General features: G+C 65.8%; 22 protein-coding genes. 10 read left to right on the forward strand and 12 right to left on the reverse strand.

What is annotated here, in order from left to right:
* Positions 1–30: 30 nt before the first annotated feature.
* The gene (locus ACSMXN_RS23665) at positions 31–969 is read right to left on the reverse strand and encodes a phosphoribosylaminoimidazolesuccinocarboxamide synthase (RefSeq protein WP_022915480.1); all 939 of its coding nucleotides are present in this window, start codon (positions 967–969) and stop codon (positions 31–33) included.
* 81 nt (positions 970–1,050) lie between these two features.
* On the opposite strand from ACSMXN_RS23665, the gene ACSMXN_RS23670 reads away from it, so the two are divergent.
* On the forward strand, positions 1,051–1,455 hold the full coding sequence (locus tag ACSMXN_RS23670; protein ID WP_022915481.1) for a PPOX class F420-dependent oxidoreductase: 405 nt from the start codon (positions 1,051–1,053) through the stop codon (positions 1,453–1,455).
* A gap of 30 nt (positions 1,456–1,485) precedes the next feature.
* On the opposite strand, the gene purB is transcribed toward ACSMXN_RS23670, so the two are convergent.
* Positions 1,486–2,904: an adenylosuccinate lyase gene (gene purB, locus ACSMXN_RS23675; RefSeq protein ID WP_455407794.1), complete on the reverse strand. Its 1,419-nt coding sequence runs from the start codon at positions 2,902–2,904 to the stop codon at positions 1,486–1,488.
* A gap of 162 nt (positions 2,905–3,066) precedes the next feature.
* Here purB and ACSMXN_RS23680 point away from each other — a divergent pair, with 162 nt between their 5' ends.
* Entirely contained in the window at positions 3,067–4,947 is a 1,881-nt protein-coding gene (locus tag ACSMXN_RS23680) for a 5'-nucleotidase C-terminal domain-containing protein (protein ID WP_081649359.1), read from the forward strand.
* A gap of 7 nt (positions 4,948–4,954) precedes the next feature.
* Here ACSMXN_RS23680 and purD read toward each other — a convergent pair whose 3' ends face one another.
* The 3 genes from purD to ACSMXN_RS23695 form a co-directional block, all read right to left on the reverse strand.
* Positions 4,955–6,202, reverse strand: a complete 1,248-nt coding sequence (purD, locus tag ACSMXN_RS23685) for a phosphoribosylamine--glycine ligase (protein WP_022915484.1) — start codon at positions 6,200–6,202, stop codon at positions 4,955–4,957.
* A gap of 81 nt (positions 6,203–6,283) precedes the next feature.
* The gene (locus tag ACSMXN_RS23690; protein ID WP_081649357.1) at positions 6,284–7,747 is read right to left on the reverse strand and encodes an outer membrane protein assembly factor BamB family protein; all 1,464 of its coding nucleotides are present in this window, start codon (positions 7,745–7,747) and stop codon (positions 6,284–6,286) included.
* 61 nt (positions 7,748–7,808) lie between these two features.
* Entirely contained in the window at positions 7,809–9,098 is a 1,290-nt protein-coding gene (locus tag ACSMXN_RS23695; RefSeq protein ID WP_022915487.1) for an adenylosuccinate synthase, read from the reverse strand.
* A 58-nt stretch (positions 9,099–9,156) separates the two neighbouring features.
* Here ACSMXN_RS23695 and ACSMXN_RS23700 point away from each other — a divergent pair, with 58 nt between their 5' ends.
* The 6 genes from ACSMXN_RS23700 (at position 9,157) to rox (ending at position 15,322) form a co-directional block, all read left to right on the forward strand.
* Positions 9,157–9,906 carry a hypothetical protein gene (locus tag ACSMXN_RS23700; RefSeq protein ID WP_155958551.1) on the forward strand — a complete coding sequence of 250 codons (750 nt, stop codon included), beginning with the start codon at positions 9,157–9,159 and terminating at the stop codon, positions 9,904–9,906.
* Between the two features lie 124 nt (positions 9,907–10,030).
* The gene (locus ACSMXN_RS23705; protein WP_022915489.1) at positions 10,031–11,242 is read left to right on the forward strand and encodes a PrsW family intramembrane metalloprotease; all 1,212 of its coding nucleotides are present in this window, start codon (positions 10,031–10,033) and stop codon (positions 11,240–11,242) included.
* Positions 11,239–11,823 (forward strand): RNA 2',3'-cyclic phosphodiesterase, encoded by a 585-nt coding sequence (gene thpR / locus ACSMXN_RS23710; protein WP_022915490.1) that lies wholly within the window; start codon positions 11,239–11,241, stop codon positions 11,821–11,823. The genes ACSMXN_RS23705 and thpR overlap by 4 nt, the downstream gene beginning before the upstream one ends.
* A gap of 93 nt (positions 11,824–11,916) precedes the next feature.
* Positions 11,917–12,885, forward strand: coding sequence for an NAD-dependent epimerase/dehydratase family protein (locus ACSMXN_RS23715; RefSeq protein WP_051149071.1), 969 nt, complete (start codon positions 11,917–11,919; stop codon positions 12,883–12,885).
* On the forward strand, positions 12,885–13,847 hold the full coding sequence (locus ACSMXN_RS23720) for an RNA polymerase sigma-70 factor (protein WP_022915492.1): 963 nt from the start codon (positions 12,885–12,887) through the stop codon (positions 13,845–13,847). The genes ACSMXN_RS23715 and ACSMXN_RS23720 overlap by 1 nt, the downstream gene beginning before the upstream one ends.
* An 8-nt stretch (positions 13,848–13,855) precedes the next feature.
* A complete protein-coding gene (gene rox, locus ACSMXN_RS23725) occupies positions 13,856–15,322 on the forward strand; it encodes a rifampin monooxygenase (RefSeq protein WP_022915493.1) in 1,467 nt (488 codons plus the stop codon).
* Positions 15,323–15,408: 86 nt separating this feature from the next.
* Here the strand turns inward: rox and ACSMXN_RS23730 are convergent, their stop codons facing one another.
* Together ACSMXN_RS23730 and fbaA are read right to left on the reverse strand one after the other, a co-directional pair.
* Positions 15,409–15,801, reverse strand: a complete 393-nt coding sequence (locus tag ACSMXN_RS23730) for a DUF3151 domain-containing protein (protein WP_022915494.1) — start codon at positions 15,799–15,801, stop codon at positions 15,409–15,411.
* A gap of 40 nt (positions 15,802–15,841) precedes the next feature.
* Positions 15,842–16,873, reverse strand: a complete 1,032-nt coding sequence (gene fbaA, locus ACSMXN_RS23735) for a class II fructose-bisphosphate aldolase (RefSeq protein ID WP_022915495.1) — start codon at positions 16,871–16,873, stop codon at positions 15,842–15,844.
* On the opposite strand from fbaA, the gene ACSMXN_RS23740 reads away from it, so the two are divergent.
* Positions 16,872–17,054, forward strand: a complete 183-nt coding sequence (locus ACSMXN_RS23740; RefSeq protein ID WP_155958552.1) for a hypothetical protein — start codon at positions 16,872–16,874, stop codon at positions 17,052–17,054. The genes fbaA and ACSMXN_RS23740 overlap by 2 nt on opposite strands.
* Entirely contained in the window at positions 17,039–18,049 is a 1,011-nt protein-coding gene (locus ACSMXN_RS23745; protein ID WP_022915496.1) for an NAD-dependent epimerase/dehydratase family protein, read from the forward strand. The genes ACSMXN_RS23740 and ACSMXN_RS23745 overlap by 16 nt, the downstream gene beginning before the upstream one ends.
* Before the next feature lie 15 nt (positions 18,050–18,064).
* On the opposite strand, the gene ACSMXN_RS23750 is transcribed toward ACSMXN_RS23745, so the two are convergent.
* The 5 genes from ACSMXN_RS23750 to ACSMXN_RS23770 all read right to left on the reverse strand — a co-directional run bounded on the left by ACSMXN_RS23750 (position 18,065) and on the right by ACSMXN_RS23770 (position 21,803).
* A complete protein-coding gene (locus ACSMXN_RS23750; RefSeq protein ID WP_027139982.1) occupies positions 18,065–18,628 on the reverse strand; it encodes a DinB family protein in 564 nt (187 codons plus the stop codon).
* A gap of 97 nt (positions 18,629–18,725) precedes the next feature.
* Positions 18,726–18,929, reverse strand: a complete 204-nt coding sequence (locus ACSMXN_RS23755; RefSeq protein ID WP_027139983.1) for a ferredoxin — start codon at positions 18,927–18,929, stop codon at positions 18,726–18,728.
* Complete coding sequence (locus ACSMXN_RS23760; protein WP_455407647.1) at positions 18,926–20,188, reverse strand: NADH-ubiquinone oxidoreductase-F iron-sulfur binding region domain-containing protein; 1,263 nt, start codon at positions 20,186–20,188, stop codon at positions 18,926–18,928. Before ACSMXN_RS23760 ends, ACSMXN_RS23755 begins: the two co-directional genes overlap by 4 nt.
* Positions 20,185–20,805: a hypothetical protein gene (locus tag ACSMXN_RS23765; RefSeq protein WP_022915685.1), complete on the reverse strand. Its 621-nt coding sequence runs from the start codon at positions 20,803–20,805 to the stop codon at positions 20,185–20,187. Before ACSMXN_RS23765 ends, ACSMXN_RS23760 begins: the two co-directional genes overlap by 4 nt.
* Complete coding sequence (locus ACSMXN_RS23770) at positions 20,799–21,803, reverse strand: FAD:protein FMN transferase (RefSeq protein WP_022915686.1); 1,005 nt, start codon at positions 21,801–21,803, stop codon at positions 20,799–20,801. The genes ACSMXN_RS23765 and ACSMXN_RS23770 overlap by 7 nt, the downstream gene beginning before the upstream one ends.
* Positions 21,804–22,249 lie beyond the last annotated feature (446 nt).

Below are 22,249 nucleotides of genomic sequence, written 5' to 3' on the forward strand. Positions count from 1 at the left end.
CAATGAATCGCAAGAATCTTGCTCGGGAAGCTAACGCTCAGGTGAGAGCCAGTCGTCGAACCGAAGCCCCGTCAACCGTTCGTAGGCCTGGACGTAGCGCTGCCTGGTGGCCAAGGCTATGTCGTCGGGTAATTCCGGCGGGGCCAGGTTGCTCCGGCGATCCCAACCGGAGGCCGGCGAAGTCAGCCAGTCCCGGACGAATTGCTTGTCATAGCTCGGCTGAGGCCGACCCGGGCGGTACTCGTCTGCGGGCCAGAACCTGGACGAATCCGGCGTGAGCACCTCATCGCCAAGTACCAGCTCGCCGGTCGCGGGGTGCAGACCGAACTCGAACTTCGTGTCGGCCAGCAAGATGCCTTTGGTTGCGGCAATCTCAGCCGCACGGGCATAGATCCTCAGTGTCATGTCGCGCAATCCGTGCGCAGCCTTGGCGCCAAGAAGTTCCACGACTGCCTGATAGCTGACGTTCTCATCGTGCTCGCCGACCGCGGCCTTCGCGGCAGGGGTGAAGATTGGCTCTGGTAGCCGATCGCCATCGATCAGGCCCGCCGGTAGTGGGACACCGCAAACCTCGCCCGACGCCTGATAGTCGACCAAGCCGCTGCCCGTTAGGTAGCCGCGCGCGACGGCCTCAACCGGGATCATGTCGAGTCTGGTGCACAGCATCGCTCGACCTCGCCATGCCTGAGGTATCGACTCGTCGTCGTAGCTGACCAGGTGATTCTCGACCAAATCGCTGAGCTGATCGAACCACCACACCGTCATCGCGGTCAGGATCCGGCCCTTGTCGGGGATCGGCGTCGGCAGGATGAAGTCGTAGGCCGAGATACGGTCGCTGGCGACCATCACGAGATGACCGGTGTCGGTGGAATAGAGGTCTCGGACTTTTCCGGAATGCAGGTGGGTGAGCCCGGCGGCCTCCAACTCACGGTCAGTGATCTCGGCCGGTGGGCTCGGTTGGGTACTCACCGGCAAATCCTGTCACACAGTCGGCGGCCGGACCCGCGGATACCTTGACCTGAACTCGACTTCAGGGTGTCCAATGGCGCTATGAGCCTCTTCAGCGAAGCCGAGATCGACTACCTCCGCTCCCAACGCCTGGGACGCCTGGCGACTGCCGGACCGGACGGAAAGCCCCACGTGGTGCCGGTGTCCTTTCAGTACAACGCCGACCTCGACACGATCGACATCGGCGGCCACAATTTCGGCGCGAGGAAGAAATTCCGCGATGTGAAAACCAACCCTTGGGCCGCGATCGTCATCGACGACCTGGTGACCGTAGACCCATGGCAGCCGCGGATGCTGGAGATACGCGGCAGCGCTGAAGCGCTGGACACCGGAGGGACGTTGCTGGGACCGGGGTTCGCCGACCAGCTGATCAGGCTGCACCCCACCCGGGTGAATTCGTTCGGTCTCGACGCCGGTCAAACGAGCATCGCGGCACGATCTGTCTGAACCCGGTCACCGTACCCGGTTGTCGCACAGCTAGAGGATCGGCTCCGGGGTGTAACTCGCCGCCAACGGCTCGGACGACAGTGCGAGGTCGACGGCCGCGATCACCGCCTGTACCTGGGCCTGCGCGGCTCCGGTGAAGGCCAGCGGCTCGGCTAGCAGGCCCGACAAGGTGCCTTCGTCCAGCCCGAGCCGTTCATCGGCGGCCAGACGTGCCAGCAAGTCGTTGTCCGCCGCACCTTGCTCGCGCATGTCGAGGGCTACGCGGACCGAGTGCTCCTTGATCGCCTCGTGGGCTTGCTCTCGACCCTTGCCGGCCCGAACTGCTGCCATCAGAACCTTCGTCGTCGCCAGGAACGGCAGGTACCGGTCGAGTTCGCGTGCGATAACTGCTGGGAAGGCCCCGAACTCATCGAGGACGGTCAACGTCGTTTCGAGTAGGCCGTCGATGGCGAAGAACGCGTCCGGCAGGGCCACCCGACGCACCACCGAACAGCTGACGTCGCCCTCGTTCCACTGGTCACCTGCGAGCTCGCCGGCCATGCCTGCGTAACCACGCAAGATCACCGCGAATCCGTTGATCCGCTCGGCCGATCGAGTATTCATCTTGTGGGGCATGGCCGAGGACCCAACCTGGCCCGGTTTGAAACCCTCGGTGACGAGCTCGTGGCCGGCCATCAACCGGATCGTCTTGGCCATGCTGGACGGGGCAGCCGCAACCTGCACCAGAGCCGACAACACGTCGAAGTCGAGCGATCGTGGGTACACCTGGCCGACCGAGGTCAGCACCTTGTCGAAGCCCAGATGTTCGGCGACTCGCTGCTCGAGTTCGGCGAGCTTGGCTGCGTCACCGTCCAGCAGATCGAGCATGTCCTGCGACGTTCCGACCGGCCCCTTGATGCCGCGTAACGGGTAGCGCGCGGTCAGGTCATCGAGCCGCCCTAACGCGACCAGCAATTCATCGGCCACGGTGGCGAACCGCTTGCCCAAGGTGGTGGTCTGGGCGGCGACATTGTGTGACCGCCCTGCCATCACGAGGGTCTCGTACTCAGCGGCTCGCCGAGCCAACCGCACAAGCACCGCGAGGATCTTCGTCCGAACCAGTGCGAGCGCGCTGCGCACCTGCAGTTGCTCGACGTTCTCAGTGAGATCCCGGCTCGTCATGCCCTTGTGGATCTGTTCGTAACCCGCCAGCTCGGAGAATTCTTCGATCCGGGCCTTCACGTCGTGCCGGGTTACCCGCTCCCGCGCGGCGATCGAGGCGAGATCAACGGCCGCGATCCCCTTTTCGACGATCGCCGAGTAAGCCTCGATGGCACCTGCGGGAGTCTCGATGCCGAGGTCCCGTTGGGCTGACAGCACCGCCAACCACAACTGCCGTTCGAGCACGATCTTGTGCTCGGGACTGAAGACCGTCGCCATCGCGGTCGAGGCGTATCGCGCGGCGAGCACGTCCGGGATCGTCGGTTTGACCGCGTACCCGGTGTTGGTCTGAGAAGCCTTGGATTGAGCGGCGGCGGTTTCCGAAGCAGTCACAACACCAATTCTCCCAGACACCGGCGGGTGTCGTTAACCTGCCGGAATCGGACAGCACGTACCGTGGAATACCTCATCATGAGCAGCCGCACAGCCTCCCCCGGTGCCGCAATCGACGGCGCTGCCGTTGGCGACGCCGGTGGTAGCGAAATCGTCCGGGTCACGGTGCTCGGCACCACCGACACGCACGGAAACGTCCTGAACTGGGACTACTTCAAGGACGCCGAGTACGCCGACCCGGCGCGCAACGGCATCGGCTTGGCCAAGCTCTCATCGCTGATCAACGAGGTACGGGCTGACCGCGGACAATCGGCCACGCTCACCATCGACGCCGGTGACACGATTCAGGGCACCCCGCTGTCGTACTACTTCGCAAAGATCGATCCGATCACCGGCGGCTCGGTTCACCCGATGGCGGCGGTCATGAACGCCATCGGCTATGACGCAGCGGCACTAGGCAACCATGAGTTCAACTACGGTCTCGACGTCCTTCGGACCTTCGAATCTCAGTTGAACTACCCGCTGCTCGGTGCCAATGCACTCGATTGGCACACCGACGAGCCTGCCTTCGGCGAGTACATCATCAAACGGGTCGAGGTGTCGCCCGGCTTGGCTGTACCGTCCGACCAGCAACCGTCCGACCAGCAACCGACCGACCGGCAACCGACCTACGTCAACGTCGGAATCGTCGGCCTCGTGACGCCGGGTTGCGCAATCTGGGACAAGGGCCTGCTCGAAGGCAGGCTCAAGTTCACCGGGGTCGTCGAACAGGCCGCACAGCTCATTCCGAAGGTGAAGCAGGCCGGCGCGGACATCATCATCGTGGCCTGCCACTCTGGCGCCGACACTTCGTCCTCCTACGGCGATGCGCTGCCCTGGCCCGAGAACGCTGCCACTTTGCTGGCCGAGAACGTGCCGGACATCGACGCGATTCTGGTGGGTCATGCGCACGCTGAGATACCGCAACGCTTCGTCACCGGGCCCGACGGTCGCACCCAGGTATTGCTGTCCGAACCCTTCAAATGGGGTATGCGGCTGACGGTCATGGATCTCGATCTGCAACGGGGCGAGGACGGCCGTTGGCAGGTCCTGCGCTCCGGCGCGACCTTGCTGAACGCCAATGCGGCCAAAGAAGATCCCGCGATAAGCCAGCTGATCGCGGCTCAGCACGAGCAGACCCGGACGTACGTCAACGGCGTCATCGGAACCTCAACGACGGCAATGTCGGCAGCAACCGCGCGCTACCAGGCGACCGAGGCCATCGACTTCATCAACTACGTGCAGGCAGCCGCGGTGACCGCCGCGCTCGCGGACAGCGAATGGGCCGAGTTACCGGTGCTCGCGATTGCCGCTCCGTTCAACGCCGACTCGGCTATTCCCGCTGGCGAGGTGACGATCCGCCACGTTGCCGGCCTGTACGCCTACGACAACACCTTGCTCGCCATCGTCCTCACGGGCGCCCAGATCCGGGAATATCTGGAGTTCTCGGCTAGCTATTTCAAGCAGGTCAGCGGCACCGGACCCTTCGCCCCCGGCGACCTGACGAACGCGCCGACGACTGCGGCACCGACCGGCGTGCCCGACTACAACTTCGACATCATCGGCGGCCTCGGCACGTCGGTGTCAACGTCGCTGAGCTACGACATCGACATCGCTCGTCCTCCCGGGTCGCGGATCAGCAATCTCAGCTACGCAGGAGAACCGATCGGCGACGACCGCCGTTTCGTGGTCGCGATCAACAACTACCGGGCGGCGGGAGGTGGCAACTTTCCGGGCGTCACGACCGCGCCGGTCGTCTACGACGCCCAGCTAGAGATACGCCAGCTCATCCTCGATTGGGTGAGCGAGACCGGCACAATCGACCCGGCGGTGTTCTCGGCGTCCTCGGTTCCGACCTGGCGGCTCGTTTCCGGCGGGCAACCGGTGAAGATTGTCCCTGTCCCTCAGGAAGCCTTGTAGAGGCCGTTCAGACCGGAATACTGACCTGGTCGTTCACAGCTTTCAGGGCGATGTCCGTCCGATGCTGCCCGCCGGGCAACTCGATCGAATCGACCAGCCGGTAGGCGGCCGACCGAGCCTCGGCCAGCGTTGCCCGCACCGCCGTCGCTGACAGCACCCGCCCACCCGAGGACCGCAGCACGCCATGGCTGTCCCGACGGGTGCCGGCGTGAATCACTCCCGGTTGATCGCCGCCCCGAATAGGATCGTCGGTTCGGGGCGTGTCGGGATAATTCGCGGCCGCGATCACCACTGTGACGGCCGCGCCGTCCTGCCACTTCAGCGCCGGTTGCTGCGCCAGCGTGGCGGTGGCTGCCGCTTTCAGCAAACCCGCCAACGGAGTCTCGAGCAGAGCGAGCACGACCTGCGTCTCCGGGTCGCCGAACCGTGCGTTGAACTCGATCACTCGCGGGCCGCGCGCGGTCATGGCCAGCCCGACATAAAGCAGTCCCGCGAACGGCACTCCACGCCGCCTCATCTCGTCGATCGTCGGCTGGGCGACCGTGGCCATCACGTCCGCGACCGTTCCGTCAGGTAACCAGTCAAGCGGCGCGTACGCCCCCATTCCACCGGTGTTAGGACCGGCATCATCATCAAAGATTCGCTTGAAATCCTGTGCCGGAAGTAGCGGCAACACCGTGTTGCCGTCGGTGATGCAGAACAGCGACACCTCGGGGCCGTCCAGGAACTCCTCGATGACCACCCGGTCGCAGTCGGCCGCGTGTGCCAGCGCTACCTCTCGATCGTTCGTCACGACCACACCCTTACCGGCGGCCAAAGCGTCGTCCTTGACCACGTACGGCGCACCGAAACGATCAAGCGCAGCCGCAGCCTCGGCCGGCGTGGTGCATACCACCGCGCCGGCAGTCGGAACGCCAGCCGAGGCCATGACGTCCTTCGCGAACGCCTTGCTGCCCTCCAGCTGCGCTGCGGCGGCCGACGGACCGAAGCAAGCGATACCGGCTGACCGGACGGCATCGGCGACGCCCGCGACCAAAGGGGCTTCCGGACCGACCACCACGAGGTCCGCGTTGACCTCGGTGGCAAGCTCCGCGACGGCAGCGGGATCGAGCGCGTTGACTGGACGCTGCTCTGCGACGGCAGCCGTCCCAGCATTTCCCGGCGCGCAGATCAGCGCCGTCACCGCGGGGTCAGCGGCCAGGGCCAGGCACAAGGCATGCTCACGGGCACCGGAACCAATCACGAGAACACGCATGAGACGAGGCTACTAAGCGCGCCCGGACCGTCTAACCGCACCTGGATCGTCCTTCATGACCCACTCGCGGGCACCGGCCGATCAGCCGTCCGTGTCGACGATGGTCAGACCGGTGAGGGTGGGCACGAAGAGCTTGCCGCCGCTGACCGCCGGGGTGGCGAACCGGCTCGTCGTACCGACCCGCACCTGTTCGCGGGTACGGCCAGACGCGGGGTCGAGAGCGTGCAGCACGCCGCCGGACTGGTCCAGGGCGTAGACACGCCCGCCGCCGACCACCGGCGAACCGGCAACTGATGAGTCCGCGTGCCAGTTCACGGTCGGGACGCCCCCGGCGCTGATACTGACCGATCGAACACCGTCGGTACAGGGCACGTACACCGTGCTGCCGGACACCGCGGTGCCGCCGAACGAACGGCAGAAGTCGCCGGTAGCGACCTCGCCGCTGATGCCACCGAGCTTGCCCTGCCGCAAGACGTAGGACGTCATCGACTTGCCCCCGATAAAGATCCACTTGTCACCCACCAGAGCGGGACTCTGCGACCCCAAACCCACGTCACCGCGATTGTTCTCCGCCCAATCCGAGGGCGCGAACGAATCCACCAGCCGCGTTGCGTCTAGTTCGAGCAGCGAGTTGGTGTGGTCGTACTCATCGCCTGGAAACGCTGCCCCGTTCGCTGAAACAACCATCAGGTGCCCCGCCGAATTGACCACGACGCCCATCGGATTCCACATCCCACCGCCGCGTCGGGTCTCTGGGCTGTAGTAGACCTGATCACCGGTGGCCGAGGTGGGGATGCCGACGACCCGGCCCTTGTAGTTGCCGCAATCGCCGGCGCGGGCGCCGAAGGGAATCCACACGCTGCCGCCGGTAACCGCGAGCGCCCCGCGCTGCTGCATCGCATTAGGGTCGACACCGGGAAAGGCAATCGGGCGACGGAACCGGACGGCGCCCTTGGCCGGGTCGATGCCGATGAGTGTTTGAATCACCGCGCTGCCAGTCGATGTCACGGCGAAGACCGTGTCGGTTGCGGCGTCGTACACGGGCGTGCCGGTGATGCCGATCGGTTCGATGTTCCCGCAGGCGAGCGCGGACGACGGCGTCGGCGTACCGAGCTGGACTCGCCATCTTTGCTGACCCGCAGTGTTCAGGCCATACACGACGTTGTTCTCCGTCGCGACGATGACCGTGCCGTTCACAATGATCGGTGAGGCATAAACCTGACCGTCCAACTTGACCGCGGTGGCGGTCAGCGTGCCCGAGGCCGCAGGCATCCCAGCGCTGAACCCGCTGCGCTGCTGGTCACCGTGGTATGTCGGCCAATTCTGGGACGCAGCCGCGGGTGACGACGATGCAGCGGGTGACGACGATGCAGCCTGCGTGGACGGGACCGCTTGACTCGACGACTGGGTAACCGGTGGTGGAGGGGGCGAACTGTCACCGGAGCCGGACGTGCACCCAGCTATCAGCGCGAGGCAGGCGACAACGCCACCGACACCGCCGCCGTTGCGGAGTTGCCGTCGGCTTGACCTCGCACCGAACACCATCCCCTGAGGCTAGGCAGTGTTGGTGACAAAACAGTCACGCCCCGGCTCAGGGTTGAGCAGATCAGCGACCCAGCAGGTCGTGGACGACGATCGACTCCTCGCGACCCGGCCCGACCCCGATCACCGAGATGCGGGCGCCGGAGATCTTCTCCAGCGCGGTCACGTACGCCTGGCAGTTCGGTGGCAGATCGTCCAGTGACCGAGCACCGGAGATGTCTTCTGTCCAGCCTGCGAAGTGTTCGTAGATCGGGGTGGCGGCAGCGAAGTCTCGCTGGGTCATCGGAATCTCCTCGACTCGCTTGCCGTCGACCTCGTAGGCCACGCACACCGGAATCGACTCGATACCGGTGAGCACGTCGAGCTTGGTCAGCACGAAGTCGGTCACGCCATTGATGCGGGCAGCGAACCGAGCGATCGGTGCGTCATACCAACCCGTGCGACGTGGCCGTCCGGTTGTGGTGCCGAACTCGCCGCCGGTGTTACGCAGTCGGTCTCCCCATTCGTCGTGCAACTCGGTCGGAAACGGTCCTTCGCCGACCCTGGTGGAGTATGCCTTGACGACCGCGATGACCGAAGTGACCCGCGTCGGCGGGATACCGCTACCGGTGCAGGCACCACCCGCGGTGGCAGACGAGGACGTCACGTACGGGTAGTTGCCGTGATCGACATCGAGCATCGTGGCCTGCCCGGCTTCGAGCAGCACCGTCTTGCCTTGATCAAGCGCTTCGTGCAGCAACAGCGCGGTGTTGGCGACCATCGGGCGCAGGCGATCGGCGTAGGACAGCAACTCGGCGACAACAGCATCGACGTCCAGCGCCCGGCGGTTGTAGATCTTGGAGAGAATCTGGTTCTTGAGATTGAGCGCAGCAGTGACCTTCGCCCGCAGGATCTGTTCGTCGAACAGGTCCTGGACGCGGATACCGATGCGATTCATCTTGTCCGCGTAGGTTGGCCCGATCCCGCGACCGGTCGTACCAATCTTGCGGCTGCCGGCGAACCGTTCAGTCACCTTGTCCAGCGTCGTGTTGTACGGCGGAATGACGTGCGCGTCCGAACTCACGACGAGTTTTGCGGCCGACCGGCCGCGGGCCTCGAGCGCCTCGATCTCGCCGAACAGGACCTCTAGGTCTATAACGACTCCGTTGCCGATGACCGGCACGCAATTCTCGCTGAGAATGCCAGACGGCAGCAGGTGTAGGGCGAACTTCTCACCATTGATGACGATCGTGTGCCCGGCGTTGTTGCCGCCGTTGAACTTGACGACGTAGTCGACCGAGGAGCCGAGCAGATCGGTGGCCTTGCCCTTGCCTTCGTCGCCCCATTGGGCGCCGACCAGAACGATCGCGGGCATGTAGCAGACTCCTGACGTTGGCCGCCTACTTTACGGCGGTGCGCATGAAGGCTAACTGTTGACCACGAATGGAGCCATTGGCAGGCATGAGGGCGGTGCAGTCGTGAATGCAGTGCTGGTCAGCATCGGCCACAACAGGGCCGGGCCCGACAGCGTGCAGCTTGCCGCCGCCCTGGCCGATGCAGCGGGCGGTGCGGGGCGGTGGCTGGTGGAGCCGTTCGCGGTCGCGCCGACGCCCGTCGCAGTTGATGAACCGCTAGATCATCTCGACGGCCGCCGCCTGATCATCGACGCCGACCTGACAGGGTTGCAACTCATGCTGAATCGGCTGATGCGACGCGGCTGGCTCGAATCGGTGGAGACTGCGGTACTGCCCCGCCAGCAGGTCGATTACCTGAACCGGATCGGCCTGCCGAGAACGGCCGCCGGCAGGCTGGAAGCTGCAGTGCACGGTAAGCCACAGCTCGTCGGGGTGATCAAGGACGATTCAGGTGGGGTATGCGTGGATTACGCCTCGGTCGTCGGATGGAAGGGAACCGGAAATTGGTGGTTGCGCGCCGTGGTGGATGACCAGCGGTTGTGCGACGGTCCCGCCCGATCGGTCCGGCTTCGCAGGCTTGGGCCCAGCGAACTCGAAGCCACCGTGCGGCTAGGCCGGTTCGGCAGAAAAACCCTGCGCGGGCGATCGCTGCAACTTGCCTGTGACGACGCGCTGATCGAACAGGACGGCGTGCCGCGCGAGCGACCGAGGACCAAACGCATCTTCTGGTCCGAGCCGAAGCTGTGGAACCTCGTAGGTGTCTCGTAGGTGTCACGTAGGTGTCTCGTAGGTGTAGGGCCTCGGCCCGCTTAGCTCAGCCGGCCCGCTTAGATCACCCGCAACAGCGGATCACCCGGCAGCTGTCGATCATGAAGCACCCTAGGCTGTCGGCATGAGCACGATGCCGCCCGCCGGCTACTCCACCTCGCCTGCTCCTGGGTACGGACCACCACAGGGCTACTACCAGAGTTGGCTCAGCCGGCAGGCGCGGTCCACCGGGGCGCCGATTGCGGTATTGATCATTCTGGGCATCCTCGCAGCGGCCTTTGCGCTCATTGCCGGCGTCGATGACCCGGCCGGTCTCCTGATCGCGGTGCCGAGCTCGGCGATATCGATGAGCATCGTCCTAGCTTGTTATTTCTGGCTGGATCGCTGGGAGCCCGAGCCGACGCGGTTACTCCTGCTCGCCTTTCTCTGGGGCGCGACCGTCGCAGTCGTGGTCAGCCTGGTCCTCGAGTTGGCAACGAGCGAGGTGCTCGGCAAGGGATTCGTCCTCAACTTCGCCGCCCCAGCCATCGAAGAAGCAGCCAAGGGAGCTTTTCTTTTGGTCATGCTGACCGGCGCCCGGCGGCGGGAGTTCGACGGGGTCATCGACGGGCTGGTCTATGCGGGCTTCACCGCTGTCGGCTTCGCGTTCATCGAAGACATCGGTTACATCGCGCAGAGTTTCGGCGAAGGTACCGACACCGGAATCGTGACGATCATCCTGCGGCTGGTGCTGGCGCCGTTCGCCCACCCGCTGTTCACGTCGATGACGGGTATCGGCGTCGGACTGGCGGTCAGCCGGCCGCGAGGAACCATCACGTGGGCCGGCCCGCTGGTCGGCTACCTCGCAGCTGTCGGCCTGCACGCACTGTGGAACGGCTCTACAAACTTTGGCCTCGCCGGTTATCTGATCGTGTATTTCGTGGTGATGGTTCCGGTGTTCGTGGGAGCAGTTCTGTGGGCTCGCCATCACCGCCGATTCGAACGAGATGTGATTCGGCGCCAGCTGCCAGCGATGGTCTATTACCGCTGGATCACCCCGATGGAGGCCGGCTGGCTGGCCAACATCGCCTCCCGGCGGGCGTGGCGCAAGGCGGTGGCCGCCAGGTCCGGCCGAGCCGGAGCTCAGGCGTTGACGGCCTTTCAGAATGCGGCAACCGAACTGGCGTTTCTGCGTGACCGGGTCGAACGTGGTGCCGGGCCACCGGATGCCTATTACCTGCACGCCGAACTTGTCCAGGCTCTCGCGCGCAATCGAGCCTTGGCCCAGTCGCCGTTGGCCCAGAACCCGTCAGCTGCCCCACCGGTCATGCCCGCCCGACCCACATTTCAGCGATGAGCACGCGAATGTTCGTGGCGGTCGTGCCACCGATCGAGGCGATCGAGGACCTTGCGGATTTCGTCGAGCCGCGGCAAGCCCACGACGCGGCCACCTCCCCGCTGCGATGGACTCCACAAGAACATTGGCATCTCACCCTTGCTTTCATGCCGCAGGTGGCCGATCGCAACGTCGATGACTTCATCGAGCGCTTGCACGCGGCCGCGGCGAAGCGCGCCGCGTTCGAGCTGCAAGTGTTCGGCGCCGGCGCTTTCCCCAATCCAGCAATGGCGAAAGTCCTCTGGGGCGGGGTACGGGGCGATCTCGAGGAACTTCGGCGGTTGAGCGTGGGAGCACGCAACGCCGCAGCCACCTCTGGCATCGAGGTGGACGGCGCGGAATTTCGCCCACATCTGACCCTGGCCCGAATGAACAGCGCGACGCATCTGGGCAAGTGGCTGCAGGTCTTCGACACCTATGCGGGCCCGGTCTGGCGGGTCGACGAGATCGAGCTGATCGAGTCACACCTCGGCGAAGGCAGCCGCGGCCGGGCCCGATATCACACGCTCGAGACCATCGCTCTCGGCAGCGAAACCGCCTAGAAACAGCTGCGCGGATCTGTCACAAACCCGTGGCACGTCTCGTCCCAAGTAGGTGCCCGAACAAGCGGGCAGCGAAGAGAGGACGGAGTGATCATGAAGATTTTCGTTGCAGGTGCAACCGGCGCGATCGGACGGCGGTTGGTCCCGCAGTTGGTCGGGGCGGGGCATGAGGTGGTCGCGACGACGCGCACTGCCGACAAGCTTCGGCTGCTCGAGGCGCTGGGAAGCGAACCCGTGATCCTCGATGGCCTCGATGCCCGCGCGGTCGGCGAGGCTGTTGGCCGAGCCGAACCCGATGTCGTGATCCATCAGATGACAGCGTTGGCCGCGGCAGGCAACCTGCGTCGCTTCGATCGGGACTTTGCCGTGACGAATGAGCTTCGCACGGCCGGGCTCGATCATCTGCTGGCAGCGGCCGTAGCCGCTGGCGCACAGAAGTTCATCGCGCAGAGCTATACCGGCTGGCCGAACAGCAGATCCGGCGGTCTCGTGAAGACCGAGGACGATCCGCTGGACCCAGAGCCACCAGCTGCTCAGCGGCAGAGCCTGCGCGCGATCCGCCACGTCGAGCAGGCGGTCCTCGATTGCGCCGGACTCGTGGGGATCGCCCTGCGGTACGGCTCGCTCTACGGCCCCGGTGCATCGGACCCGATTACCGATTTGGTCAAAGCCAGAAAGGTGCCGGTGGTCGGCAGCGGCGCGGGCATCTGGTCCTTCCTGCACATCGACGACGCGGCCTCGGCCACCGTTGCGGCTGTGCAGCACGGCACGCGCGGGATCTACAACGTCTGCGACGACGAACCAGCTCCAGTGGCAGAATGGTTGCCGTATTTGGCCGAGACAATCGAGGCAAAACCCCCTCGCCGGGTCCCGGTCTGGCTGGGACGGTTGGCGGGCGGCGAGGTTACGGTTTCGATGATGACGCAGATCCGCGGATCGTCCAATCTCAAAGCCAAAACGGCCTTGCAATGGGAGCCGCGCTGGCGAACCTGGCGAGATGGATTTCGTGCCGGGCTGACCGACGAAGCGCGCTACAAAGTAGAGAAGGACGGTAGCCGCTAGTGGAATCGTCAGAGGTAGCGACTTACCAGAAGTTGCGACCGCTGATGTTCTCGATCGCTTACCGGATGCTGTCGGGCGTGAGTGAGGCCGAGGACATCGTCCAAGAGGCCTTTCTCCGCTACGACGGCGCACTGGCCGAGGGCGTCGAGATCGAGTCGCCGAAGGCATTCTTGGCCGCCGTCACCACTCGGCTGAGCATCGACCATCTTCGCTCGGCTCACGTTCGGCGGGAACGCTATATCGGCACCTGGTTGCCGGAGCCGTTGCTCACCGCTACCGGTCGGCCGTTGCTCACCGCCGGACCGGAAGCTGATGACCCCGCCGAGTACACCGAGATGGCGGATTCGCTGTCGATGGCGTTTCTAGTCCTGCTCGAGCGACTGACGCCGCTCGAGCGGGCGGTGTTCCTCTTGCATGACATCTTTGGCTACGAATACGGCGAGGTAGCGGGCATCGTGGAGCGCAGCGAAGACTACTGCCGCCAGCTTGCCTCGCGGGCCCGACGGCACGTCACGGATCAGAAGCCGCGTTTCGAGTCGTCGCGGGAACAGCAGAACCGGCTGCGGGACGCCTTCATTCGCGCGGTATCCGGCGTCGATGTGAACGGTCTGGTCACGGTGCTCGCCTCCGACGTCGTGGTCTACGGCGACGGCGGCGGAACGCGGCCTTCGTGGCCTAAACCGATCTTCGGACGTGACCGGGTCAACCGGCTGCTCCTGGCGCTCGGTCAGGAGATACGCCAGTTGCAACTGCGCGTCGAGGCGGCCGAGGTGAACGGACAGCCCGGGGCAATCGTCCGGGACTGCGACGGGCAATTGATCAACGTCTGGGCCCTGGACATCGTCGATGGCACGATCGCGGCTATTCGCTCGGTGATCAACCCTGGCAAGCTCGGTCATCTTGGGCCGCTGGCCAACAGGCAACGCCTCATGGGCCAACTAACCCGCGGCGAGAAAGGCTGAGTCGGGCGATGTTCGATGTGATCATCAGCGGGGCCGGTCCGACCGGGATGATGCTGGCGAGCGAGCTGCGTCTGCACGACGTGGACGTGCTGGTGCTGGAGAAAGATGGCGAGCCGAGCCAGCTGGTTCGCTCGCTGGGCCTGCATCCGCGCAGCATCGAGATCATGGCTCAGCGCGGTCTGCTGGACCGCTTTCTCGCGCACGGGCAGCAATATCCAGGTGCCGCCCGCTTCGCCGGGATCGACAAGCCTTGGCCGGCCGACCTGGACACTGCGCACGGGTACGTCCTGGGCATCCCGCAGCCGGCCACCGACCGTCTGCTGGCTGAGCGTGCCGTCGAGCTCGGCGCTCAGCTCCGCCGCGGCCACGAGGTCACCGGCGTCGAGCAAGACGAGGACGGCGTCACGGTCGAACTTGCCGACGGCGTGCGCTTGCGCTCGCGCTGGCTGGTCGGCTGCGACGGTGGCCGAAGCCTGGTACGCCGCCTGCTAGGCGTCGGGTTTCCCGGCGAACCCGCACGGACGGAATGGCTTCTCGCAGAGCTGGAGGTCACGACGCCGCCCGACGAGTTGGCTGCAGCGGTGGACGAGGTTCGCAAGACCCATAAGGGATTCGGTATCGGCCCCGGCGGCAACGGGTTGCACCGTGCCGTGGTGCCTGCGGCGACCGTGGCCGAGGACCGCACCACGCCGCCGACCCTCGAGGAGCTCCAGACGCAGCTGCGGGCCTACGCGGGCACGGACTTCGGTGCGCACTCACCGCGCTGGCTGTCCCGTTTCACCGACGCTACCCGGCTGGCCGAGCGATACCGCACCGGCCGGGTGTTCCTCGCCGGCGACGCGGCGCACATCCATCCGCCCTTGGGGGGACAAGGGCTCAACCTCGGCATCCAGGACGCGTTCAACCTCGGCTGGAAGCTCGCCGCCGCTGTGAACGGCTGGGCACCGGAAGGGCTGCTGGACAGCTATCACGCCGAGCGGCACCCGGTCGCCGATGACGCACTGAACTACACCCGTGCCCATTCGGAACTGATCTTGCCCGAACCCGGTCCCCAGGCGGTGCGCCGGCTGATCGCCGAGCTGATGGACTTCGAGGACGTAAACCGGTTCTTGATCGAGCGGGTCACCGGGATCGGGATCCGCTACGAAACCGGTTCCGACTCCTCTTACGAGATCGGCCATGAGGTCGGTGCAGGCCGCGAGGTGCTTGGCAGGCGACTGCGCGACGTCCGCCTGACGCGGGGTCGGCTCTACGAGCTGATGCATCGAGGACGCGGCGTGCTGCTCGACCAGGCCGGTGAGCTCTCGATCGGGGAATGGTCGGACCGGGTCGATCACGTCATCGACGTCAGCGACGAGCTGGACGCACCCGCAGTGCTGTTACGACCGGACGGCCACGTGGTCTGGGCAGGCGACGATCAGCGCGATCTGCTCAGCAGTCTGCCGCGATGGTTCGGTGTCGCCAACCCGCCGTAATCCGGCTCGAGATCGAGCGGTCCACAGGAGCCGATCCACAGAGACCGATCCACAGGGCCGATCCACAGAAGCTAGTCCAACAGGAGCTAGTCCATTTCGGCGGCCGCCAGCGGGTCGCAATCGTCGAGAAGGTGCCGGCAGCGGTCGGCTTCGTCGGTCTCGCCGATGGCCGCGGCCGCTAACGACAGTGCGTACACGGCGCGCAGGAATCCCTGATTCGGAGCATGTGACCACGGCACCGGGCCGGTACCGCGCCAACCCGCCTTGCGGAGGGCGTCCAGGCCGCGGTGATAGCCGGTGCGGGCGTACGCATAACCCTCGACCGCGAACCCGCGGCCCAAAGCCTCGTCGGCAAGCGCTGCCCACGCTGCTGATGAGGTGGGATGTGCCGCGGCGACCTGCACCGGGTCCGCGCCTTCGGCGAGCAAGGCCGAGGCCGGGTCCACGGGCAGCTTGGTAGCCGGATTGAGCAAGTCCATCAGATCTCCACGCTCTCACCTGTCATTGCTGCGGCAGGGTTTAGGGCTTGCTGGTGCCAGATGACAACAGGTTCTCGCAGGCTTCGACGACTCGGGCCGCCATGCCTGTTTCAGCGGCCTTGAGGTACGAGCGAGGGTCGTAGGCTTTCTTATTGCCCACCTCACCGTCGACCTTGAGCACGCCGTCGTAGTTGGTGAACATGTGACCGGCGATCGGCCGGGTGAAGGCGTACTGGGTGTCGGTGTCAACGTTCATCTTCACCACACCGTAGGAAAGCGCCTCGCGGATCTCTTCGAGCAACGACCCGGAACCACCGTGGAAAACCAGGTCGAAGGGCTTTGAGCCCGCGGGCAGACCGAGCTTCGCGGCGGCCACGTCCTGGCCATTCTTCAGGATGTCCGGACGCAGCTTCACGTTGCCGGGCTTGTAAACGCCGTGGACGTTGCCGAAGGTGGCGGCCAGCATGTACCGGCCCTTTTCGCCGCTGCCGAGCGCATCGAGCGTGTCCAGAAAGTCCTGCTTGGTGGTGTAAAGCTTGTCGTTGATCTCGTTGGCGACGCCGTCCTCTTCGCCACCGACGACGCCGATCTCGACTTCGAGAATGATCTTGGCGGCCGACGCGGCGGCCAGCAGCTCTTGGGCAATCTGAAGGTTCTCCGGCAGCGCTACCGCCGAGCCGTCCCACATATGGGATTGAAACAGCGGATTCTGGCCGGCGTCGACCCGCTGCTGCGACAAGGCGAGTAGCGGACGGACGTAGCTGTCGAGCTTGTCCTTCGGGCAGTGGTCAGTGTGCAGCGCCACGTTCACCGAATATTTGGCGGCCACCACGTGTGCGAACTCGGCAAGCGCTACCGCTCCGGTGACCATGTCCTTGACGCCGGTGCCCGAGCCGAATTCGGCACCGCCGGTCGACACCTGGATGATCCCGTCGCTGCCGGCGTCGGCGAAGCCTTTCAGGGCGGCGTTGATGGTCTCCGACGAGGTGCAGTTGATGGCCGGATAAGCGAAGCCACCTGCTTTGGCCTTGTCGAGCATGTCCAGGTAGATCTCGGGCGTTGCGATGGGCATGAGAACGTCTCCGTCGGTTCAGCCGGGTTGGGTCAACCCGGCGAGTATTTCACCCGGGCTGGTCGATGAGAACCGCGGTGGGCATCGGCCGGCCGCAATCGCCGCGCTCACGCTCGCAGCGAACATCCATTGTCTGGTGGCGGTGGTCGGTGGTGGGGTGGACCCATGGAGATTCTGGTAATCGGTGGCACGGTGTTTCTCTCTCGGGCGGTGGTCGAAACGGCGCTGGCTCGTGGCCACGACGTCACTACTTTCAGCAGGGGACTCAATGGCGATCCGGTCGTCGGCGCCCGCGCCCTCACCGGTGACCGCACCAGGTCCGACGATCTGGAGCAGCTACGAGGGCAGTCCTTCGATCTTGTCTTCGACACCGGCTACTTCCCCGACCAGGTCAAGGCGAGCGCCGAGCTCCTGGAACCGAGTGCCGGGCACTACTGCTTCGTGTCCTCGATCAACGCCTACCCGGGCTGGCCCGAGCAGGCCGACTACCGCGTTGGCGGTGTCTATGACGGCGACCCGGACGCGGCGGGAGAGGACGTGCCGGAGGGGTTGGCAGACGGCTCCGGGCCGTACGGCTGGCGCAAGGTGGGCGCTGAACGCGCGGTACTGCGAGCTTTCGGCGAGCACCGGACCTCCATTCTGCGAGCCGGGCTGATCGTCGGGCCGCACGACATAATCGGCCGGTTGCCGTGGTGGCTCAATCGGGTAAGTCGCGGCGGCGAAGTGCTTGCGCCGGGTTCGCCGACGGAGGAGCTCGCGCTGATCGATGCTCGCGACATCGCAGAGTTCGCTCTGAAGCTGCCGAGCGGGACGTTCGAGGTCACCGGGCCGCCGCACCAGATCACCCGCCAGGCTCTGTTCGACGACATCCGCCGCAGCACCGGCTCAACAGCCGAATTCACCTGGGTGGACGACAAATGGCTCGCCGATCAACCGGTCGAGGGCTGGACGGAACTCCCGCTCTGGATCCCCTCGGAAGAGGCGCCCAGCGTGTTCAAGCACGACACTTCGGCAGCCGAGGCAGCTGGGCTGGCCTGTCGGCCGGTCAGCGACACCGTTGCTGACACCTGGAAGTGGATGCAGTCGATCGAGGGCGGGTGGCAGCCATCGGTCCGAACGCCCGGGCTGGCCGCTGAGCGGGAATCAGAGCTGCTGGCCGCGTGGCACAACCGCTAGCCAGCTAACGAGCGATCACGCCTGCACGTCGGCGAGGTGGTGGACGATGTCGTGCGCGAAATACTTGCCGAGCGAGTCAACGGTGAACACGCTGCCGTTGGATCGGCGCCCGGTGCGTTGCCACTCGGCACCGTCTACGGCGTCGAACGTAGCCGCGATCTGCTCACCCGCGTCGGCAAGCTGAACGGCAACCGTCGCCGGCGCCTGCTCCCAATATCTGTCCGCGAGGGCGGTCGCGTCTTGATCCCAGTTCTCGAACAGGGGATCGTCCTCGGCCAACATCAAGCGCGCCCGGCTATCGAAGCGCGCGAAGACATCGCGGACATGACAGCCATACTCAAGAGCCGACCACACTTGCGGTCCGGGACGTTGTGCGGCGTCCGACCTTCTCAACACCGGACCCCAACGGATCACCGCGTCGCGCACTATCGCCGGCACGTCGCGTCCGCTCACCGTGCGAGCGTCGAAACCGCACTCCGGACAGGCTTGGTCGAGGACCCACGTCCAGTCCTTCTCATCAGGGACGGGATTGTCCGGTGCGGGTTTCGCGGACTCGTCGTACACAGCTTGATCGGTCACGGCAAGAACGCTAACGATCGCCATGACGGCGCGCGAGGCAGATACTGCCTAGCTTCGCCGAATAGCCGCCGAGCAGGGGCGGGCTCCCCCGATCGGCTCAGCGACTCTCGGACCGCAAGGCCAGTGCCGGACAAACCGAGATCGCTCGCTGGACGTCGCCGGCCGGCTCGGCTGCGATTGCTCGCGCGTCGATGACGGGGTAGCCCCAATCATCAAGGCGCACGGATCTAGGCAGCAGCGCGGCACACAGCCCGTGACCATCGCAGCGAGTCCAGTCGATGGCCAAGCCGGCCGCGCTCACAGCGCACCCCTGAAGGCTTGCGCCCGCGACATCGGCAGGTTTGCAAGATCGGGACGGTCACAACCAGCGCGCCCTTGATGCGCGCGGATGTCGGCCTGAAGGAGCCGCAGGCCGGTGGTTACGAAGCGCGCTGCGCCGCCGGGATGAGCGCACGCGCCACGTCCGGTCACCAGCCCCGCGTGCCGGAGCGCGACGTTCGGGGGTGCCGAACCCATTGCGATCGATCGGATATCTGCGGCGAGCGCCGGTAAGCCGAACGCACAAGGCCCGCAACTCTTCGTCGACTGCGCGGCCAGCCATTCAGCGACTCGGGCCAGTTCGGCCAGGCCGCACGTTTGCTGCCCGACGAACATCACCGCACCTGCGCCGAAGGTGCCACCAGCAGCCGCCAGACCAGCGTCGGAGAGCACAATTCTCGGATCCGGTGACACCCAGCTGCCGTGGTAGCCGCCTATCACCACTGCCTGACATGCCTCGGCGCCGACTGCCTGCGCAACCGCGCCCAACTCGATGCCCAGCGGTACCTCGAGCACGGCCGGCCGCCGGACGGCACCGGTCACGGTCAGCAGAACCGTCCGGTCCGAGCCACCGACCCCGTGCCGTAGCAAGGACGCCACCTGGGCGAAGGTCTCGGCGTTGGACAGCAGGGTCGGCGCTCCGTCCACCCCTCGATCGGTGGGCAGAATTCGCCGCCCGGGCGGCACTGCCGGCCCACCATTCAATCCGGCAACGAGCGCGCGAGCTTCACCCGAGCCGAACCGTTCAGGCAGCCGACGAACCTCGAACAGCCGCGCATCCGGACGGGTCGAGGTCGCCGCAAAAAGCGCACGCTCGAGCGCAACGTTCGTGATCGCGACTACGACCCGCCGAGCGCCGATCGTGGCCGCCACCAGGGCCGCGCCGTCCAGGACGACATGCGGCGCGCGACCCAGCAGGACCGTGTCCTTTGCGCTGCCCGGCTCGCCCTCGCATCCGTTGACAACGATCACAGGCGGTTGGTCGGCGCGCAACGCGCGAATCTTGGCCGCAAGCGGAAAGGCCGCGCCGCCTCGCCCGGTGAGTCGGACCGCATCGAGCGAACGCAACAGGCTGTTCGAGGTGGGGACGGCGGGGACGTTGCCGTGCTGCGCCAGATGGTCGTCAAAGCTGAGCAGATCGCCACGATCCAGCCCGGCGAGCAAGCTTGGTTGCCCGAGCCAGCCTAGGGCGATCGAATGCGGGCCGGTCTCAGCTAGCAGCGGATTGATCATCGCGGTCATCGCAACGCTCCCATCGAGGCAATCTGGCGAGCCGGTTCGGCGACCGGCCGAGCGGGCGCGCCAAGCCGCCGATCAGTGTGCGGCCGCCCGGCCAGCCGGGCCAGGACGCCGAGCGCCACAATGCCCACGCCACCCACGAGGACCGTGCGGGCCCACCAGGTTCCCGAGTCCGTACCGGTCACGAGAAAGTGCAGGGCGGCGCTCGCCCACGCCAGGTAGGAGCACGTGTGGATACGCCGCCAAGCCCGAACAGCTCGCTCCGAGCGGGCGAACCTCGATCGCACGATGCCGGTGACCGCTACTGTGACCAGCAGGTAACAAGCGGCAAGTCCCAGTGTCACCTGCCACGGCCGGTAGCCGGACGCGAACGGAACCAAGGCCCCGACCCAGCCCACGTGGGCGAATGAGTCGGCCAGCAACAGTCCGACGTGCGCGGCCAGCAGGGTCAGGCCAGCGAGGGCCGCGGCGCGATGGACGTACTGCAGAATGACCCGCCGATCCAGGGCCTGGATGGAGTTTCCGGTTCGTCTGGCGGTGAAAGCGCCAGCAGCGGTCGCGACGCTCAAGGCTGCGAACGCGGCGATGCCCGCTCCGCGTGCGAGATACCAGATCAGCACGGCCAGCCTCCGATCGTGACGACGGCGCCCGTGCGGTCCACCAGGCGTGCGGCGACTCGCTGGGTCCTGAGCCAAATGAGCGCTTCGTCGCCCAGCACGATCGCGGCCGTGCTGCACGTGTTGGCGTGCGTGGCGCTGTCGGCGCAAACCGTGACGGTGCGCCATCGGCCCGCTGCCGAGCGGCCGCTGGCCGGATCGATGATGTGACTGATCTCGACGTCGCCGCGTTGCCACCGCCGGATCACAGTGGACGAGGTGGCGAGACCACCCGCAGCGAGGGTGACCTGTTGGCCAGGTCCGCCTGCCTTCTCGGCCACCGCAATCTGCCATGAACCGCGGCGGCCACTCCGGCTGGTGTTCGCCACCGCGATGTCACCGCCGATCTCGACGAGGACATCGCAGTCATAGCGATCACGTAGGTCCTCGGCGGCCCAGTCCGCGGTTTGCGCCTTCGCCGTTGCCCCGAGGTCCAGAGCGCACCCCGTCGGGACGGTCAGTAGGCCCGCGAACCGATCGAGCTTGACGTCCCGCCAGCCCGATTGCCGGTACTCGTCATCGGCCGCTGCGCTGCCATTTCCCGGCCGGGGTTCCACCGGCAGGTCGCTGTCGCCGATCAGGGTGATGTCCCGGTCATATCCCAACCGGACGATGTCTCGACCAAGGGTCGGGTCGACGGCGCCGGATGAACGACTGGCCTCACCGAGAGCGGTCTCGACCAGGTTGACGAGGGTTCGCGACACGGCAACGGGTCGCCCGTTGTTGACATTGGCCCAATTCAGCTCAGAGTCGATCCGGAAGCGGCTGGCCGCCCGATCGACACGGTGCATGAGCGCCTGCAGGTCCGCTACGGCAGGTTCGAGCGCTCGCGGATCGCTGACGACCAAGCGGACCAGGCAACTCCACTCACTCCAGGTCGCGGTCGGCAGTTCAGCCTCCAGGAGCTGAACCGGGGTCGGGACGTTCCAGAGTGCGTAGGGCGTACGAGCTGACGTTGTCATGATGCGTGACTCCCGCCGTTGCTTTGCTGGTCACTGTTACCGCTGGTCACGTTCGACGAGCTGGACCCGTTTGAGCTGGAGGCTCCGGAACTCGCGCTCGCGGAGCTGCTTGGGGCTGGAGTTGCCGCGCTCGAACCCGAGGTATTGGTCTGAACCGACTCATCGGTAGCCTGATCCGTCGCGCGGGCGGCCTGCTCGGCGAAGAGCCCGAAGCTCGCGAGAGCAGCGGCGACCACCCCACCGACCGCTAGTCTGATACGAGTCCGCAACGAGGTCCGCGCTCGCCCCGTCATCGGAAATCGCCCGCTATCGGGTCGCTGCTTCCGCCGCATCTGGTGTTCATGACCCAACTCTGCGCGGCCGCGCTGGACGAGTCCTTCGATTCATCTGTACGGAGTCTGTGAATGACGAGAGCCTGAGCGGCAAGTCGGAGTGGGCCGGATTGC

This window comes from Parajatrophihabitans canadensis (assembly GCF_053764775.1).